16 protein-coding genes and 1 pseudogene are annotated in these 16,772 nt (G+C 48.7%); 2 read left to right on the top strand and 15 right to left on the bottom strand.

What is annotated here, in order from left to right; translation table 11 throughout:
* Positions 1–42: 42 nt before the first annotated feature.
* From L1N85_RS16900 to L1N85_RS16840, 13 genes and pseudogenes are all read right to left on the bottom strand, one after another.
* Positions 43–198, bottom strand: coding sequence for a hypothetical protein (locus tag L1N85_RS16900; RefSeq protein ID WP_235240238.1), 156 nt, complete (start codon positions 196–198; stop codon positions 43–45).
* 85 nt (positions 199–283) lie between these two features.
* Positions 284–728: pseudogene (locus L1N85_RS16895) on the bottom strand (glycoside hydrolase family 30 protein); the annotation flags it as partial.
* A gap of 97 nt (positions 729–825) precedes the next feature.
* Positions 826–1,080, bottom strand: a complete 255-nt coding sequence (locus L1N85_RS16890; protein ID WP_235240237.1) for a response regulator — start codon at positions 1,078–1,080, stop codon at positions 826–828.
* A gap of 246 nt (positions 1,081–1,326) precedes the next feature.
* Positions 1,327–1,818: a YhcH/YjgK/YiaL family protein gene (locus tag L1N85_RS16885; protein ID WP_235240236.1), complete on the bottom strand. Its 492-nt coding sequence runs from the start codon at positions 1,816–1,818 to the stop codon at positions 1,327–1,329.
* Positions 1,815–3,503, bottom strand: a complete 1,689-nt coding sequence (locus tag L1N85_RS16880; RefSeq protein ID WP_235240235.1) for a ribulokinase — start codon at positions 3,501–3,503, stop codon at positions 1,815–1,817. Before L1N85_RS16880 ends, L1N85_RS16885 begins: the two co-directional genes overlap by 4 nt.
* Positions 3,504–3,544: 41 nt before the next feature.
* On the bottom strand, positions 3,545–4,468 hold the full coding sequence (locus L1N85_RS16875) for a dihydrodipicolinate synthase family protein (RefSeq protein ID WP_235240234.1): 924 nt from the start codon (positions 4,466–4,468) through the stop codon (positions 3,545–3,547).
* Between the two features lie 37 nt (positions 4,469–4,505).
* Positions 4,506–5,522 (bottom strand): sialidase family protein, encoded by a 1,017-nt coding sequence (locus L1N85_RS16870; RefSeq protein WP_235240233.1) that lies wholly within the window; start codon positions 5,520–5,522, stop codon positions 4,506–4,508.
* Positions 5,523–5,561: 39 nt separating this feature from the next.
* Complete coding sequence (locus L1N85_RS16865) at positions 5,562–6,389, bottom strand: carbohydrate ABC transporter permease (RefSeq protein WP_235240232.1); 828 nt, start codon at positions 6,387–6,389, stop codon at positions 5,562–5,564.
* Between the two features lie 13 nt (positions 6,390–6,402).
* Positions 6,403–7,260, bottom strand: coding sequence for a carbohydrate ABC transporter permease (locus L1N85_RS16860; RefSeq protein WP_235240231.1), 858 nt, complete (start codon positions 7,258–7,260; stop codon positions 6,403–6,405).
* 82 nt (positions 7,261–7,342) lie between these two features.
* A complete protein-coding gene (locus tag L1N85_RS16855; RefSeq protein WP_235240230.1) occupies positions 7,343–8,668 on the bottom strand; it encodes an ABC transporter substrate-binding protein in 1,326 nt (441 codons plus the stop codon).
* 118 nt (positions 8,669–8,786) lie between these two features.
* A complete protein-coding gene (locus L1N85_RS16850) occupies positions 8,787–9,809 on the bottom strand; it encodes a LacI family DNA-binding transcriptional regulator (RefSeq protein ID WP_235240229.1) in 1,023 nt (340 codons plus the stop codon).
* A gap of 210 nt (positions 9,810–10,019) precedes the next feature.
* Entirely contained in the window at positions 10,020–11,045 is a 1,026-nt protein-coding gene (locus L1N85_RS16845) for a LacI family DNA-binding transcriptional regulator (RefSeq protein WP_235240228.1), read from the bottom strand.
* An 805-nt stretch (positions 11,046–11,850) separates the two neighbouring features.
* Entirely contained in the window at positions 11,851–12,660 is an 810-nt protein-coding gene (locus tag L1N85_RS16840; RefSeq protein WP_235240227.1) for a phytanoyl-CoA dioxygenase family protein, read from the bottom strand.
* Between the two features lie 133 nt (positions 12,661–12,793).
* On the opposite strand from L1N85_RS16840, the gene L1N85_RS16835 reads away from it, so the two are divergent.
* The gene (locus L1N85_RS16835; protein ID WP_235240226.1) at positions 12,794–13,615 is read left to right on the top strand and encodes a helix-turn-helix domain-containing protein; all 822 of its coding nucleotides are present in this window, start codon (positions 12,794–12,796) and stop codon (positions 13,613–13,615) included.
* Positions 13,616–13,850: 235 nt separating this feature from the next.
* Here the strand turns inward: L1N85_RS16835 and L1N85_RS16830 are convergent, their stop codons facing one another.
* Together L1N85_RS16830 and L1N85_RS16825 are read right to left on the bottom strand one after the other, a co-directional pair.
* Positions 13,851–14,789 carry an aldo/keto reductase gene (locus tag L1N85_RS16830; RefSeq protein WP_235240245.1) on the bottom strand — a complete coding sequence of 313 codons (939 nt, stop codon included), beginning with the start codon at positions 14,787–14,789 and terminating at the stop codon, positions 13,851–13,853.
* Between the two features lie 23 nt (positions 14,790–14,812).
* Entirely contained in the window at positions 14,813–15,814 is a 1,002-nt protein-coding gene (locus tag L1N85_RS16825; RefSeq protein WP_235240225.1) for a Gfo/Idh/MocA family protein, read from the bottom strand.
* Positions 15,815–15,933: 119 nt separating this feature from the next.
* On the opposite strand from L1N85_RS16825, the gene L1N85_RS16820 reads away from it, so the two are divergent.
* Positions 15,934–16,770, top strand: coding sequence for a helix-turn-helix transcriptional regulator (locus tag L1N85_RS16820; RefSeq protein ID WP_235240224.1), 837 nt, complete (start codon positions 15,934–15,936; stop codon positions 16,768–16,770).
* The last annotated feature ends 2 nt before the right edge of the window (positions 16,771–16,772 follow it).

Below are 16,772 nucleotides of genomic sequence, written 5' to 3'. Positions count from 1 at the left end.
TACAGGGCAGCTTGGTCTTTACCCCGACCGGACTTCCACCGGTTAGTTATACCTAGCTTGGCTAGGCGCGCTGTAAAAGTTGGTCGTATTATACAGATTTTTGGCGTTCTGACACGCTTGATCCAGGTACGCAAACAACCGATGGCCGGGTTTGATCCACACTTGATGGGTCCTGTACATGGGCTTTGAATCTGACATGACTTCACCTCCTTCTAACCAAAAAATACGAATGTATGTTCTTTTTTATTATACCGCTAAAGAATGAGGAAGGAAAGTACATCTTGTGAGCGTATTCAGGAGATCGCTGATTCACCTCGCCACTTGCAGAAGTGGGAGTCCTCTCAAACTCATCCCATGCCTCCGGCGCATTGATCGTGCCTAGCCAAATTTCCGTATTCAGTCCATGCTTCTCGAAGGCAGGTCCCAAATAATCGCGAATAAATTCACGAAGCTGTTCTCCAGTCCACACGCAGGAAGGAAAATTTTGGTCCGCTGCAACCTCGTTCTGGACATGTATCTGATGAATCGTGATGCCTTCCTCTTCGTACGCTTTAACGAATTTGACGAAATACAATGCATACGCCTCTAAAATATCCTTCTCCCAAGCTGTACCATTCGAGCGCATAATCGCTTGCGCCAATAGGAAGGCGGCAAATGCTGAATTTGTGCTCGCCATCCGGATGAAAGAGCGAATGCAGCACATCGCTTCTAGTCTCATCGGAGAGATGCATCTCCTTATATGTTTCCTTATCGTTGTTGGTAATAGCCTATTTGATTTAACCGATTAATTATTAAGATAATGCGCATCGATTGATTGCGCTTTCATTATAGCTTTATCATGAGAGCGGCGAATTGGACAATATTAGACTCTTTGATTGGACAAATTTGTACCTTCTCCAAGGCAGGACGATCCGGCTGAGCCGCTGCCTCAAGCTCGTTATTGCACTTTTGCAGCGCGGCATTTAGCTCCTTAGGATCAACGGGTATCAATAGGTAATCCACCGCACGGTAACGAAGCGCATGCTTCGCATATATTTGGAAGGTATCAATCGCGGACAACGGGATGCGTTGTTCGGTCATCCTCTGAGAAAGTGACTCTATCCGAAGCGACAGATAAGTTACTTGAGAACAAGCAGGTCTTATCTGAAGTTGTGGTTATTCTTGCACTAGAATTCGACGTGGAGGTGTCCTGGCCACTACCTTTAAGTTTGATGGTTGCTCGACAATTCTATTTCATCAAGATTTGGTTTCTTTTTATTTATGCAATTTATGAAAAAGGGGCTATCCCAAAAGGTCAATAACCTTTTGGGATAGCCCCTTCTTCGACTAATCATACTGGTTATTCCATAACTGCTTATGAATCTTTATCACGATTTTTTTCAGTTCACCGGGCTCATTCACTGCGCAGCACGGACGGTGTGCATCGGAAGGATAAAAGACGGCAAACTGGCCTTGAGTCAGCACCAGACTGGATTCTTGATTCTCCATCCTTGCGTAATAAACAATATCCCGGACAGCCAAATCCTGCTCTTCAACTACCAGTTGATCAGTGAGCCTAATAAAATCGATTCTTTCTTCCCCGCTAACGACGTACTGAATGTCTAAATAAGTGTCATGAGATTCCAATCGATGCACATTGCTCGGCTGTGTAACGATTTGTTGCACCAAAGCGTACATAAGCCCTCCTGCTGCCAGCTCATATCTGCCCGGCTCCCTATCGGCAAGCCCGCCTGATATCAAATACTCCAAAGCTCTGCGGACAGCCTGGGGATACAACAGGATCTCCTGCGCGAGTTGCCTCATATCGCCAACGATCATAAGGCAGCGCTTCTTTCTTCCTGCTGCAATCGAATCCGCTTCAGCTGTTTCATCACAGCGCTTCCGCCCCGTCCGAATAGTTCATGCAGACGACAGTATTCAGCGTACAGCTGGTCATAGACGATGCTATTCGCCTCGATCGGCTTATACATTTGTTCACGCACGCGAGCCATTCGGGCTGCGGCTTCCTCTATGCTGCTATATCCGCCTCGCTCCTTACCTGCAGCTACAGCGCCGAACATGGCTGCGCCAAGCGCAGGCGTTTGTGTAGATTCTGCAATCTTGATCTCGCGCCGGGTAACATCAGCATAGATTTGCATGAGCAGCTCATTTCGCTGCGGCAGTCCGCCGCATGCGAACAGCTCATGAATGGCAAGCCCAGCTTGTTCAAAGTTTTCTATGATCGTACGGGTACCGAATGCAGTCGCTTCCAGCAAACATCTGTATATTTCCTCCGGCTTTGTCTGCAGCGTCAATCCAACGATCATACCGCTAAGGTCTGCATCGACCAGCACCGTTCGATTGCCGTTCCACCAATCAAGCGCCAGCAAACCGTGCTGGCCAGGTCTTAGTTCACATGCTTGCCGCTCAAGCCACCCATGAACACTTATGCCGTCATCCTCCGCCGCTTGCTCCACGTAAGCAGGCACCCCCTGTTCGACAAACCAGGCGAATATATCTCCTACAGCAGGCTGTCCAGCTTCATAACCGAAAAGCCCCGGTATAATTCCGTCCTCTACAACGCCGCAAATACCTTCGACATGTATTTCTTTATCACTCAGAAGCATATGGCAAAGCGAAGTCCCCATCGCCATAACCATCTGACCCGATTGGACAGCGCCCGTGCCCGGTACTCCTGAATGAGCGTCAATAATACCTGCAGCTACCGCTGTTCCTGCTCTAAGCCCCATCATTGCGGCAGCTTTCTCCGTCAACTCTCCCGCTTTGGCTCCCAAGGATACGACGTCCCCTTGCAGTTTATCTTTAACAAGGTGCTCCAGCCTCGGATCCAGCTCCCGGAAGAAAGAAGCTGACGGATAGCCTTCCTCTTTATGCCAAAACGCTTTATAGCCGGCGCAGCAGCTATTTCTCGCGGAACTGTCCGTCATCTGAAGCACGACCCAATCCACCGCCTCCATGAACCGGTGAGTCCTCTCATACAGCGCAGGCGCTTCATTCAACAGCTGCCATGCTTTGGCCGCCATCCATTCCGATGAAGTTTTTCCGCCATACCTGCTAAGGAATCGTTCACCGCGCCGCTCTGCTATTTGGTTAATCCGATTCGCTTCATCCTGGGCTGCATGATGCTTCCACAGCTTCACATAGGCATGCGGCTCGTCCCGCAGCTCTTCCAACTCACAGAGCGGAACTCCGCTCTCATCGACCGGCAGTACCGTGCATGCCGTAAAATCAATGCCAATGCCTATCACCTGACCGGCATCGATCCCAGCTAGGCGAAGCACCTCAGGGACCGACCTTCTGAGCACTTCCATATAATCATCCGGATGCTGCAGAGCCCAATCCGGCTCCAGAATCTTACCCGAATGGGGCAAGCGCTCATCCATGACGCCATAAGGGTATCCAGTCACGTGCTCAGCGATGACTTCCCCGTTGCCGATGTCAACGAGAAGAACCCTTCCGGACTCTGTTCCGTAATCGATACCGATCGAATACATCTTCTCCATCTATCCTGCCCCCTGTAATTTACCGTTCATCCATCCCGATTCTATTTCGCGTACGACCTGGTATACGTTTCAGTCAACCGATGCAGCTGTTCCACTTCTAACCGATTCGTTGGCGTGAATTCGTCAGCGTTTTTGGAGCGGCAGTTGTAATTGTCGAATACCCCTTCGAGCATTAAGTAATATTTGGCGTTGACCGGATACAGCTGCTTCTCGATCAAAGAAGCGAGGCTTAGGAAATTAATGAGCTGCTCAGCTTCCCTCGGCTGATCTAAGCCATCAAGCATGAGCTTCACATACAGCTCGGGATGAAAATTGGCCATCACGCCGCTATAACCGGTTACTCCCAGCTTCAGTGTCTTCAGCAGCGTAGCTGTATTCGCGTTATACAGGTTTAAGCCAGTCCCTTGCACCGCATGCATTTTCTCCGTCATATTAGCAATGTCGCAGCTCGTATCCTTAAGGAATAGAAATCTCTCCGTTTCAGCGCACCACTTCAATAAAGACGGCGATATCAGCCTCTTATATGGATAGGGGCATTCGTAAAAACCAAGCGATATCGATTCAGGAAGCTCTGCCATAAGCTTCTCCAAATTCGCCAGCCATACCTCATCGGATTCTTCCTCGCGTGCCAGCCGATTCGTAATGAGCACTAACGCATCGATGCCCGTGGCCGCGATTGCCTGCAGCTCTTCTACTTGATCCTCAAAGGAATCAGAAATGTGGCCGGAAGCAATGACCGGTACGCGCCCGGCAGTCTTTTCCTTCACAAAAGCTGCAAGCTCTACCCTCTCCTCCAAGCTTAAATAAAACATCTCGCTCGATTGGCATACCGCGAATAGACCATCTACTCCTTTGCGGATATACCATTCTATCGCCTTCTCAAGCACCTTATAGTCAATTTTATTATCTTCAGTAAACGGGGTGACCATTGTCGGCCATACGCCTGTCGATATCTTCATGTTCATCCGCTTCTCCCTCTTACTCCGTCTTATCTGATTAATCCTATGAAATGTTAATCATGCAAAATGCAATATTCTCTCTTTTCCATGTATAAGTAATGAATAACTGATCGCCGTCTGCTAGAATTGCAGGGTAAGAAAACTCGCCATACTCATCCTCCAAAATATAAGGGGGTTCCCAGGTTAACCCGTTATCCAGGGAAGCGCTCAGTACCAGAGGCGACCTCTCCCCCCAATTTTTGTCCACCGGGTTATAAGCAAGCACAAGTGTTCCATTACCCAGCTTTACCAAATCAATACCGCTGTTATTATTCGGAAGCTCTGTCGGATAGGCCTGCGACCAAGTTCTGCCCCCGTCATCCGAATCGCTGCGGTAAATGCGCCCTTCTGTGCTTCGCAGCAGCATATGCACATGTCCCGGATTGGACTCCCATAAGGTGGGCTGAATGACGCCCCGTCCGGAGAAGGACTGCTTCGATACCGGTATGCCGCTATCCACTACTTCCTTTATGCCGCTGTAATCCAAGCCTTGGATAACGACTGAGCCGCTCTTCGTCCAGGTTATACCGCCATCCTCCGAGCGGTCGGTGAACGCTTGCCAAATGCCGTCCTCCGTAGATGCCGGAGCCAACCAAGCGCCGTCTGACAGCTCAATGAGCTTATTCCTTACCGGCCCTCTTCCTCCCCGGTCTCCACCCACAAGCTCGAGCGGATCTGACCATGTTCCACCTTTATCCTTCGAAACTTTATACCTTGTATACCATTCTTTGAGCAAGGCTCCTACTTTGTAATAGAGGATAAGCTCATCGTTGTTTTTCTGATGAAAAACAGGATTCCAATGCGGCAGGCCCTCTTCATCCGCGAGCACAACTGGCTTCGTCCAGTTCCCTTGGCGCCTTCTCGAGCACCAAATCGCAATGTCTCCCTCGCCCTCCTTACTGCCGGCAAACCAAGCAACCAAAATATCCCCATCTGGCAAGACAACTAAATGGGAAGCATGGCAGCTGGAGAATGGAGGTTCGTTGCTGAATAACAGCTCTTTCGTTAAGGTTGTATACATGATGCGCCTCCTATAGCACTAAGCAATAGCTGTCTTCGGTTAACCCTTAATACCTGTATTCGCGATCCCTTCAACAAAATAACGCTGCAGCGACAGAAATACGATTATAGACGGAATGATGGCCATGCAAGCACCCGCAAGCGAGGTGCCGTATTGGAACTGCGCTGTAGAATTAGCTCCGCCCATGAACTGGGCAATACCAACCGTTAATGGCTTCAACGAGTTGTCTCTAATCGCAATAAGCGGCCAGAGGAAATTGTTCCAGTTCGTAATAAACATCAAAATGGTTACCGTGGAGACAGCCGGCTTCGAGAGCGGCAGCATGATTCGCGAGAATATACCAAAATCCTTGCAGCCGTCTATACGCGCCGCTTCCTCCAGCTCCTTCGGAATACTCTTGAAGAAGCTCGTCAGAATAAACACGCTCGTTACGTTCGCGCCCGCTACTAGAATGATCGAAGCGAACGTGTTGAGGAGGCCAAGCTCCGAGACAAGCAGAAACAAAGGAACGATATACGCTTGAATCGGAATAAGCAGCATAGAAACAACTAAAGTGAAGATCAGTTTTTTCCCTCTGAACTCCAATCGGCCAAAGGCATATGCAGCCAGCGTGGTTAGAATAAGCACGAGAATCGTAGAGGCAACCGTAATAAAAACGCTGTTCCACATCCAGGTGAGAAAGGGATGATTCTTAAGCACGAGCGAATAGTTGCTGAACGTAAAATTCTCAGGAATCCAGCGCGGCGGATAGCTTATAATTTGATTCTCCGGCTTTACAGAAGAAATAAGCGACCAAAAAAGCGGAAACAAGAAAATGATCCCTATGAAGGCCATCAAAACATATACGGATATTTTTTTCACATTCATGTATCGCTCACTCCTAGTTATCAAGCTTGAAGAGTCTGGATTGAATTTGGACTAACACAATCAATATGACAACAATCGCTATGCCGAGCGTCGAACCGTAACCGAGATTATAATTTTGGAAGGCGGTTCCATACAAATATTGCACAAGCGTCAATGTCGCGGTCCCCGGTCCGCCGTTCGTCATAACAAATATTTGGTCAAATATTTGGATGGCATTAATGAGCGTGAGGGTGATGATCATGGACGTAATCGGCTTCAGCAAAGGCAGTGTAATTTTCATAAAGGTTTGAAACTTATTCGCTCCGTCAATAGTCGATGCTTCGTACAAATCCTTCGAAATGTCCTGCAGCCCCGCGAGGTACAGAATCATGTTATAGCCCATGTAAGACCATACCGTTACGATCGCTACGGAAAATAACGCGTATTTGTCGTTAGTCAGCCACTCTATCGGCGCGATGCCGATCATCTTCAAATAATAATTCAATATCCCAAAATTGTTGTCGTACAGCCAGTTCCATATAATTCCCACTACTGCGGGAATCAGGACGTACGGAATGATGGAAACCGTTCTGACGGCATTGCGGTAGCGAAGCTTCTGATTAAGCAATACGGCAAGCAGCAAGCTGAATACGACAAGTGGAGGCAAAACCATAAGCAAAAACAGCATCGTGTTCTTCAAAGATGTGTAAAACATCGGATCGCGAAACAGCTTCTCGAAGTTGTCTAAGCCGGCGAAAGCGGCATCGCCAACGATATTCCATTCCATGAAGCCGACGAACAAGCCCGCCATACTCGGCCCGAAGCGAAAAATGGTGAAAATAAGCAAATAGGGCAGTAAAAATAATGCTGCAATCTTCCCTTGTTTGTTCATAGCGCTACAACCCTTCTGCAGGAGATAACAGGGATACGTCTGGGACCGGAAGATGTCCAGCCGTATCCGCCTGTAACCATTTTTATTGGTCTGCTAATATCGCATTCATGTCTTTCATCAGCTGTTTGGCAATTTCATGCGGGTCTTTGTTGTTCAGAATCGCATCCTGCGCGGCTGTCAGGATCGGACTCGGTGCCGTGCTCGAGAACAGCTGCGCCGATTGCGGGTGCGCAGGCAGCAGTACGGCATTATCCAAGCTGGCGATAAATGCCTCGCGTCCTTCGAGTCCCTTAGCCGATTCCATGCCTGCATTGTTTGAAGGCAGCTGTCCGGATTTCGCCCAATCTGCCGAATTGCCATCGAGCCATTTGACGAATGCAATGGCCGCTTCTTTTTCCTCTGCGCTTCCCTTTTTGTTAACCGGGAATGTCAGAACTTCCGCTGCACCCCATGCTGCCTTCTTATCAAACACCTGAGGATACGGCGCGCTTCCCCATTGCAAGCCGGATGTTTCAAGCTTCGGCATTTGCCATGGACCGTCAAAAATCATAGCCACTTTGGATGTAGTGAAATCATCCACTGGCGATTTTTCCCCTTTAGGAACGACTTTGTATTTGAAGACGAGATCCTGCAGGAAGCCAAACGCCTTGGCCGTCTTCTCTTCGTCAAGCTCCAGCTTATTCATGCTCTCATTGAATGGATTGCCGCCTTGCTGATTAATCAACGCATAAGCTTGATAGAAGATATGATGGTTCATATTAAAGCCTAGACCGTACTGCACAATGTTGTTCTCATCAAATCCGCTTTCGTTTGGATGTTTGCCATTGCTGTCAACCGTCAGCTTTTGAGCCATCTCGATCAACTCTTCCCCTGTTTGCGGAGCGGCGGTTAAGCCTGCTTTTTCGAATAATGCTTTGTTATAATAAAGGCCGTGCATGTGTACATCAAGCGGCACCGCATACTGCGTATCCTTGTAGAATGTACCGCCCCATGCGAATTCGGAGTAATCCGACTTATTCAGCTTGGCCGCTTCAATCTGCTTGTTGTCGAGCACGCCCATCTCGGAAAATTGTCCGATCTCAAAAGGGTGCATCGCAAGTACATCCGGCGGTTCTCCGCCTTTCATCTCGGTTAGAAACTTGGCAAATAACGGTGTCCACTGCATCGAAGTGAACTCAACATGGATGCCGCTTTGTTCGGCATTGAACTTATCGACGAGCCCCTTCATCGTTTCCAGATCGGGCCCCGTCCACCCGCCCCAATAGTCGATTTTGATCGGGGCGTTCGAATTGCTCGCCGTACCGCCTGCGCTTCCTTGCTGCTCATTTCCATTGCTTGCACAAGCTGTAAACAACGTCGTGATTAAAGCTGCTGATGCGAGTACGGCTGACACCCTTTTGAATTTCATACAAGAACCTCCCAAATATTTATGATATATACTTAAAACGCTTCATCAGATGTATGCGCGATAGGTTTGTAGAAGCGTTCATAAGTCAATTCCAAGCGTTCCGGCATTATGGAAACGCTCACTTTCCAGATCCGCCGCAAGAGCTGCGTAAAATCAAACATGACTCGAATAATTTACAGATAGGTTCATGCGAGCGATACTGCATTAATTCACTAAGAAGATTAACGCAGGCTTCGGCCATTTCCTCAACGGGAAGATGAACGGTAGATAAAGCTGGAATTGTAAATTTCGTGATAGCATCATCATCGTAACCAACGAGCTCCATTTCATCCGGCACTTTTCTCCCAGATTCGTGAAGCGCTTTCAAAGCGCCTACTGCCATTTGATCGCTAATCGAGAACATAGCCGTAGGAAGCTCTTCTTCCCTCTCCAGCAGACGATGGATCGCATCGTAACCGCCCTTCTCCGAGAAATCTGCATACAGCGCATGCTGCTCGGATAGTTCAAGCCCCAGCTCTTTTGCCCTGTCCGTGAAACCTTGCAATCTAAGCTGTATGGCATTCGAGGAGACATCCGACACTAAGACGCCCACTTTAAGGTGCTTCCTGCTTGCGAACAGCTGCGCTACCTCCTGCCCTGTTTTAAAACTGTCTACCTTCACGCTCGAGTATTTGTCTGAGCTGCGCTGGTACAGAACAATTGGAACGAGAAGATTAGCATCCTCCAAAAATTGTTCATCCAGCTCGGTCGGGTTCGCAATAATCGCCCCGTTGTACCTCGTTCCAGTAAGCAAGCTGTTCACTTCACATAGCTTATTGCCCACGTAAGGCTGGATCAGAAGCTCATACTCTTGCTCCAGAGAATGAAATGCGCGCTGCAGTCCGTGCAAAAACCGATTGATGAGAGCTGCTCGAACATCCAGCGACCAGAATAGCGCGATGATCGGAAGAACCGTTTCTCCCCCGCTGCGCAGACGCCTCGCTGAAATATTCGGCTGGTAATTAAGCTGCTTTGCCGCCTCTACAATTTTCTGTTGCGTAACAGCAGAAATTCGATATTGGTCTCCCTTTCCACCCAGCACCATCGAAGCGGTGCCTTGAGACACATCCGCAAGCTTCGCTATCTCTTTTATGCTGGCCATACCTTACACCCCATAACTGCTAATACGTTTTGCTAATACGTTTTGCTAATACGTTTTGCTAATACGTTTTGCTAATTAATATATTTTAAAAATGCTTACTTGTCAACCGTTTTTCTGAGGCAGAAGTCCTTCCATTTTGTAAATATAAAAGGTGAGCGGGCAACGGGTATATCCGTTGACTACTCACCTCAAATTTAGAATTGCTTTCGCTTAGCTTGTACGCTCATTGCCGCAGGATTGACGAATGACGATGTGCGTATCAAGCATGCTGGAAGTAGGCTCTATCTGTTTATGATGCATCAAGTCCATAAGCAGCCTGACACATTCGGCTGCCATTTCTTCAACGGGCAAATGCACCGTTGTTAGAGAAGGGATCGTAAACTGAGTTACTTCATCATCGTCATACCCGACAACCTCGATATCGCCGGGAACGCTCTTGCCAAGCTCATTCAGCGCAGCCAACGCCCCGACCGCCATCTGATCGCTTATGACAAATAAAGCCGAGGGTAACTCTTGATCTTGTTGATATAGCCGTTTAATCGCCTCATATCCGCCCTGCTCCGAAAAATCCGAGTATACGGTGTGCTCTTCTTTAGCCGTTAAGCCCAGCTTCAAAGCTTCAGACAAAAAACCCTCTTTGCGCAGCTTAATCGCCTTAGAGGATACATTCGGAACAATCGTGCCCACCGTCTGATGTCCATTGCTTGCAAACAACCGTGCAACGGTCTCTCCTGTATGGTAGCTGTCGACATTGACCGAGCAATATTTATCCGAGCCTCGCTGATAGAGGACAATGGGTACATTCAATTGCGCCTCTTCTAAGAAAACCTCATCCTCCTCCGTCGCATTCGCAATGATGGCGCCGTTAAATCTCGTTCCGGTAACCAGGCTGCGAACTTCGCTCAATTTCGTACCCACATAGGGCTGAATAAGTAATTCGTAATCCCCTTCGATCGTTTGCAGCTTTTCCTGCATTCCTTTAAGGAAGCGGCTGATAAGCATCGTTCTTGTATCTAATGCCCAAAAAAGCGCGATAATGGGCAGCACAATTTCTCCTCCGCTTCTAAGGCGTCTTGCTGAAATATTAGGCTGATAATTAAGCTTTCTGGCTGCTTCGTATATCTTTTGCTGAGTGACCTCCGATATCCGGTACTGCTTCCCTTTGCCGTTCAACACGATAGAGGCTGTCCCCTGGGATACGTTCGCCAACTTGGCAATTTCTTTAATGCTGGCCATACGGAATCACTCCGATACCTATGAAATGATAAAACTACGATTTCTCAAAAGATAGTAAAACAGCTAGTTTCGTCTTTGCTAATACGTTATTGTTCCATCTTACTTGGCATGTTATGTTATGTCAATTCGTGCAAAGACACTCATGACAGCGCTAATAAATTAGCTCTAGACCACGCCCTGCGGTGCTCTTGTTCAACATCCGTTAGCGAATTAAAGGGCTGCCACACGGCAGCCCTTTCAGTATTAAGCTATTGTTCCCTATTAGCAGAATAATTCGCTAAAACGACAGTAACGGAATGTCCGCGATAATCGACCTGGTTAAGGCAGAAATAATCCCATGCCTGCTCCGGCACCAAAGAATGGATTTCTATATAAGTTGAACTAAAGATTGCTTAGGTTTTTTCAGGTCCTATTAAGCATGTTGACAAAATAGCTTCGCTCCTGAAAGATGAATGGCGAATCTAACTGGAAAAGGTCCCGCTAAACTCGCTTCATTAGCGAGTAATTCTCTCCTAACTGGAATTTGTCCCGCTAATGTGGTCCGTTTGCCGACTTGAAGCGATTATTCCGGTGAATAGCGCCAGGTTTTCCCGTTAATTGCTTTATATAGAGCGTCTGAGACAAAATTAACTGGCGTTTTTCCAGTTCGTGCTGCCGTTAACTCACGTGATTGATTGGTTCAATATATAGATAATTGTCCTCTCGCGGTCTAATGCCGACTAGACCGGTGATGATTAAGGACTTGTTTTCTTGTGCCAAAATATCATAAATTTAGGGATGAATGATTTTTCATCTTCGTCCCCGCTTAATGAGGATATGCCATATCGAACTCGATACCGCAAGGTCCGCCGTCCGTATTCGATTCCAAATCAACAGCCGTGCCGTCCGCTCGAAATAAAGGGCGGTAGTGGGTATTAATATGAGTGGCTGAGGCATTCGCGTAATGACAGATGAAAGCGCGTCGAAATTGATCCTTTGTCTTGTTCCGATAGGAGCCGTGGATGAGATTTCCGTTAAAAAATAAGACGTCACCCTTATCCATAATAGCCGGAATCGCTTTCTCATCCTTGGGAGGCTTCACGTAATGCGTCGTGAACGATTCTGAGGCATCCGCTAACTCCGGACAGCTTATTTCATAATCGCTTGTTCTCGGAACGACCAGCAAGCCGCCGTTATCCATGTTTGCCGCATCGATCGCCGTCCATGCCGCTATGCAATTTCCCGGTTCCACCTGCAAATAGAAATTATCCTGATGCAGCGCTTGCCCGCGCGAGCCTGGCGGCTTGTAGTAGAACATGCTTTGCGCAGCAAGCGCTTCTTCGCCGTACAAGTCGGACAGCACGTCCAAGACAGGCTTATGAAGCATATAGTTCTTGGCTGTTTCATTGAAACGGTGCGGGTGCATGACGCGCGGATACCGTTTGAGAGGGTCATCCGCATCGGCATCAAGCTTAGGCTCGAAATAGCCAGGAACAGTCGTATGGCTGATCGCCTCGAAAGTATTCTCTATCACGCGTATATCCTCTACAGAGAAAAGGTCTTTAACGATTAAGTAGCCATTGGCCGTAAATTGTTTCTTTTGTTCTTCCGTTAATACCTTCAACGTTTTGGACATTTCATATCGCTCCTTCAAAAGTGTCTTCATTCTTCTTGACTTTATAATAGAGCTTTCGTTATTTTAAAAGAAGAAGGATTACTGCTAAAAAGTAACGGTATTCTGCTATAACGAAAAATAGGAGGATATGAATATGTCCAATTCAGGTCGTCACGACCATGCAAACGAATACTCTGATGGAACGCTGTTCGGAGGTCATTTTGACGAGTCTGACTCCTATCGGATTCGCAGAGCTCACGGAATGAGCGATTGGCTAATCTTTTATACAATGGAAGGGACCGGCTATTTGCGCACGGCTGCCGGCGAGAAGCGCTGCAAGGCTGGACAGATCGGTCTGCTTCGCTCTGGTATCCCCCATGAATACGGGACCGTATCTGGCTGCTGTTGGAATTTCTATTGGGTGCATTTTCAGAAACTGCCTGAAATCGACTATTTGCCAAATGAGGAATCAATCGTGGCAACGATTCCGGAGGGTAACTTGCAGAGTCGCGTACAGCATGCCTTCCAGCATATTTTGAGCGATTCCCGGGAACGTTCAAGCTTCTGGCATACCTTATGCGAAAATTCGCTGCGCGAGGTTATCTTATTGGCCGCCCAGCAAATGGATCAGCGTTTTGATCCGCGAATCGAGCTCGCGCTGCGCTATTTGTCCCGTCATATGAACAGCGTCGTTCGAATCGAGGAGTTGGCCAAAGAGGTTGGACTATCCGTTTCACGGCTATCCCACCTCTTTAAGAAGGAAACGGGGGAAAGCGTGCTTGAGCATCTTAACCGTCTTCGTCTTCGGCAAGCGGCCTTGCTGATGTCGCATATGGGAAGAACCGCCACCGAGGCAGCGCTGGATGTCGGATTCAACAATTACAACCATTTTGCCGCATTATTTCGTCAGATGTATGGAAGCAGCCCTCGTGCCTATAAAAAAGAAAAGGGAATGTCCCAATCGTCATTAACATGACTAATGGACACCCCCTTCACGTCGAGGGGCTAAAGACACGCCTCAACCGCCACGCTATGTTGGATTGCTCCAGCAACTACAGTCTCAGGCCCGCCATTCGGCGCTCTATACTGGATTTGTCCAGTATCTTTTCCCTGGTATTCACCAATCGACGCGATATCCTCCGGCAATAATACGAAAGGGGTGTCGCAAAAGCTGCAATTAGCTGCTTTTGCGACACCCCTTATCTGCTGTATTAGACCCTCTGAGCAGCGAGGTCAAGCCAGTCCAATTCTTCCCGGGTCAGCTGAATGAGGGAGCCCGCATCGCAGGATTGCAGCTCCTCGGCAGTTTGGGCTCCGATCAGAGCGCAGGTCGGAAACGGCTGATTCAGTACGTAAGCAAGAGCGATTTGGATCGCGCTGACGTTTTTCGTCGCTGCCAGCTGTTTTGCTCGCTCCAGCCTCTCCCAGTTATCATCGCTGTAGAATACGCGAACGAGGTCGGCGTTATCGCGAACCTCCGGTGAAAATCTTCCCGTAAAGAAACCTCTGGCTTGAGAGGACCAGGACAGCAGCGGAAATTGCTGCTCCTCATGCCATGCGCAGGTCTCTGCATCCGCCGATACGCAGCCGGACCAGAACGGCTCATTGGCTTTGGCTAAGCTTAGGTTAGGGCTGCTGAATGAGAACCCGGTCAGCCCGTTCGCCGCCGCGTATTCGTTCGCTTCCTTAATGCGCCGCCAAGTCCAGTTAGATACGCCAATTGATTTCACAGCACCGGATTTCACATACTCATTCAATATTTCGATGACTTCGCCCGCAGGCACCGCCGGATCATCTCGGTGCAGCGCATACAAATCGATATAATCGGTTTGCAGCCTTGCCAGGCTGTGCGTCAAATCGGCGCGAATGGCTTCTTTACTGACACGGGGACCCGTACGGTCATGATGTGCACCTTTCGTCAAAATAACCATTTGCTCGCGGTTGCCGCGCTCCTTCATGTAACGGCCGATCACTTCTTCGCTCTCGCCGCCGCAATAAATATGCGCCGTGTCGATCGAGTTTCCGCCGATCGCGAGAAATGCATCCAGGTTTGCCGCCGCTTTCTCATAGGTATTGTGAAAAAAATAATCCGAGCCCTTCATTAAACGGGATACCGGTTTCGGACAGCCTTCGATTTGAATGTACTCCATCATTTTATCCTCCTTATATTTCCTTATAGAATTACTCTAGTCCGTTCGCGGGCTGATAGCAGACAAGCATCAATTACCTTCATATTGTTCAAGGAATCCGATGGTGCGAACTGCAGCGGCGTTCCATTCATGATAGCGCGCGCCAGATGATCGGCTTGCAGCGTATATTGGTTGACATGCGGCACCTCGACCTCTCTTCGCTCCCCTTTGGCGCTTACGAAGAAATTGGCGCTGCCCGGTTCGCCTGTAACGTATGCGGACGGAACCTCAATAATACCATCGGTTCCAAGCACCTCGAGCGGGTTGCGGAATGCCGCCCACATGCCGCAATCAAATGAGAGCGAGACGGAGCCTTCAAATTCCAGCAGCCCCGATGCCATCATATCGACGTCGCCATGCTCCGGCGAGAACATCGCCTGCACCGTCACCGCTTCCGGCTCCTTGCCAAGCAGCAGGCGGGCGGCGTTAATCGGATAGCAGCCTACATCATAGATAGAGCCGCCGCCCCACTCCTTGCGGAATCTGACATTGGCATTATTGGCAGCGCCGTTGAAAGTAAAGGCGCTGCGAATGCCGCGAATCTCTCCAATCTCTCCAGCGGCTATTACCTCTTTGATCATCGCATAACGAGGATGATATCTATACATAAACGCTTCCGATAGCAAAACGCCGGCTTTGGCGCATGCTTCTGCCATCTCTGCCGCTTCCTTCTCTGTTAAAGCCAAAGGCTTCTCGCACAAAATATGCTTTCCTGCCTCAGCAGCGCGAATCGTCCATTCCTTATGCAAATGATTTGGCAAAGGGATGTACACAACATCAATGGAATCGTCTTCTAACAGTGCTTCATAGCTGCTATAAGCCGTGGGAATGTTGAGCTCCTCCGCCGTTTTCTTGGCCTTGTCCGAATCGCGGCTGGCGATAGCCGCAACCTCATTTATTTCAGATAAACGGAGTCCCGGAATGACCGCTCTTTTCGCGATGCCCGCACAGCCCAAAATGCCCCATTTCAGCTTTTTGATCGACATACTTTATCACCTCATCATTTTTTTTACGACTATATTGCGATTATAAGACGAACGATTTAAAATTAAAATAATATTATTTTGTTATCCATTAAAACAATATTGTCATCGAGGTGATCATCATGCAGCGCCAAAGCCACCTGCTTACTTTGCCGCATAACCCATTCTTTTGCTTTCCTGAATCCGTCGGAAATTACTGGAACCATCCGCAGCATTACACATTAAGAGAGGCCGGAGCGTTGAATAACTTCAATATCCATTATGTCGCTTCCGGGAAAGGCTGCGTCGAATGGGATGGGGAGGTGCATACGCTGGAGGCGGGGGAGGCTGTTCTTTATTTTCCGCTGCAAAGGCAGCATTATTACAGCAGCACAGAGGATCCTTGGGATATTAGATGGGTTCATTTCTATGGAAATGGCCTGCAGGATTATATGATTGAACGCGGCTTTCACAAAAGCCAGCTTTGGACGATTCGGAATCGGGCCGCTTGGGAGCAAGCGCATGAGGAGCTGCTCGTCGAGGCAGAGACGCATCGCATGCTTCATCCAAATCGGTTATCGGCACTGACCTACGCCATTTTGGCTGTCTTCGTCGAACAAGCCATTCCCATATCCGGCAGCAAATCCAGCTCATCCTCCAATCGGATCGCAGAGCTCCTACCTTTGATGCAGCAGGAGGCGGCGCAGCCGTTCATCCTGGAGCATTGGGCCGGGCTCGCGGGCGTCAGCCCTCACTATTTCTGCAAATTATTCCGCAGCGTTATGGAAATGACGCCGATGGATTTCATTACGCGCTGCCGGCTTCAAATGGCGAAGCAATGGCTGCTTGAGCGTAAAGAGACCCCTATTGGCCAAATCGCAGCGGATGCCGGCTATCCCAGCGTAAGCTATTTCAACAAACGCTTCATGGAGCATGAGGACATGACTCCTACGGTTTACAGGCAGTTATATGGTTTATAACG

The organism is Paenibacillus alkaliterrae, assembly GCF_021532375.1.
In the GTDB taxonomy this organism is placed as follows: Bacteria; Bacillota; Bacilli; order Paenibacillales; family Paenibacillaceae; genus Pristimantibacillus; species Pristimantibacillus alkaliterrae.
The sequence above is the reverse complement of the archived record's forward strand: the minus strand, read 5'-3'. Positions and strand labels throughout refer to the sequence as shown.